Source organism: Paraconexibacter sp. (assembly GCF_041602235.1).
Lineage (GTDB): Bacteria > Actinomycetota > Thermoleophilia > Solirubrobacterales > Solirubrobacteraceae > Paraconexibacter.
This window is the reverse complement of record NZ_JBFIGP010000475.1, coordinates 1-1,685: the sequence shown is the minus strand read 5'-3', so window position 1 is coordinate 1,685 and position 1,685 is coordinate 1. Positions and strand designations below refer to the sequence as shown.

Here is a 1,685-nt window from a genome sequence, read left to right as displayed (position 1 = left end):
GCGGGCGGCCGAGGACATCATCGAGGATGCCCGAGCCCGCGAGCGGGAGATCCGGCTCGGAGCCGAGGACTACGCCGACGAGATCCTCAACACGCTCGAGGTGAACCTCTCGAAGTTCATCGCTGCCGTCCAGCGCGGGCGCGAGCGCCTGCAGGGCAAGAGCGAGGAACTGGACGACGAAGCGGCCTAGTCGCGGCGCCGGTCCCGCAGCACGACGGCCCCGTACGGGGCCGTTCGTCGTCGAGGAGCGCCATCATGGGGACGTGCCGGGCATCTACCGCCACGTCCCGCCCGAACCCGACCCGCAGGAGCCGAGGCTCCCGGGTCCGACCCGGCCGGACCGGATCTCGATCTGGCCCGTCGAGGTCGACCGCTACGGGATCGACGTGCTCTTCCACGGCGACGCCGGCCGCCGGCGCGCCCGCACCATCCGGCGGCAGTTGGACGAGGCGGGGGTCGGCGCGACCCTGCGGCAGGAGCCGGTCGACGCCTGGGTCGTGCGATTCGGGCCCGTGTCCCGCGAGGTCATGCTCGACGTGCTGGGCGGGTACGTGTGGTGACCACGCGCACGCGCTGACCGCAGTTACGCGCTGACCGCAGCGGCCGCGACGATCGTCGAGCCGGTGCGGCGCTTGTCCACCCGCACCTGCGTGGTGATCCGCTGCCGCAGCTCCGCCACGTGGGAGACGAGCCCCACGGTGCGGCCGCCCTCGCGCAGCGCGTCGAGTGCGGCGAGGACGTCGTCGAGGGTGCCCTCGTCGTCGAGCGAGCCGAAGCCCTCGTCGACGAACAGCGTGTCGAGGCGCAGGCCACCCGAGCGCGCGGTGACGGTGTCGGCGAGCCCGAGGGCGAGCGCGAGGCTCGCCATGAACGTCTCGCCCCCGGACAGGGACGAGGGCGCGCGCGAGTCGCCGCTCCACGCGTCGTGGATCCGCAGGTCGAGACCGCCGCGCGAGCGACCGGTCCCCGTGTCGTCCGCGTGCTCGATGCGGTACCGGCCGTCGGACATGGCGAGGAGCCGGACGGTGGCGGCGGCCGCCACCTCCTCCAGGCGGGCGGCGAGCACGTAGGCGCTGAGGCTGATCCGCAGGCGGTTGCTCGTCGAGCGGCCGAGGGCGAGCTCGCAGAGCTCGGAGACGAGCGCGCGCCGTTCGAGGATCGGCGCGGAGCGGTCGATGGCCTGACCCAGACGCGTCGACAGGTTCCGCAGCTCCGTCCGGCGGTTGACGGCCCGGGTCCGCGCGTCCTGGGCGGTCCCCTCGACGGACTTCGCGTCGCGGACCGCGGCGGCGAGCGCCGTGGTGTCGGGCGGCGGCTGCGCGGCGGCGGCCGCGAGGTCGGGGTGCCGCGCCGCCGTGCGCAGGGCGACGAGGCGCTCGTCCCAGGTGCGGACCTGCGTCTCGAGGCGCTCGCACGTGGCGGCGTCGCGCGCACGTGCCTCGAGCGCCTCCGGGGAGTCGAGTCCGAGGTCGGCGGCAGCCGCGCTGACGGCCTCGCGCGCGGCCTGCTCCTCGGCGTCGGCCCGGTGGGCGGTCTGCAGCACGGCCGCGGCACGGTCGGCGGCCTCCGCGGCCGCCGTGAGGTCCGCGACACGCTGCTGCAGCGACGGCGCGCCCGCTCGGGCGGCCTCGACCCGCGCGCGGTCCTGCTCGAGCGCGGCGGCCCCATCGTCGTGCTGGGTGCCG

2 protein-coding genes and 1 pseudogene are annotated in these 1,685 nt (G+C 75.8%); 2 read left to right on the top strand and 1 reads right to left on the bottom strand.

Going from position 1 to position 1,685, the window contains the following annotated elements:
- Positions 1-190 (top strand): annotated as a pseudogene (locus ABYE80_RS20600) (cell division initiation protein); the annotation flags it as partial.
- A gap of 73 nt (positions 191-263) precedes the next feature.
- Complete coding sequence (locus ABYE80_RS20595; RefSeq protein ID WP_372792289.1) at positions 264-560, top strand: hypothetical protein; 297 nt, start codon at positions 264-266, stop codon at positions 558-560.
- Between the two features lie 23 nt (positions 561-583).
- Here ABYE80_RS20595 and ABYE80_RS20590 read toward each other — a convergent pair.
- Positions 584-1,685, bottom strand: a 1,102-nt coding sequence (locus ABYE80_RS20590) for an SbcC/MukB-like Walker B domain-containing protein (RefSeq protein WP_372792287.1), incomplete at its 5' end; no start/stop codon positions are given.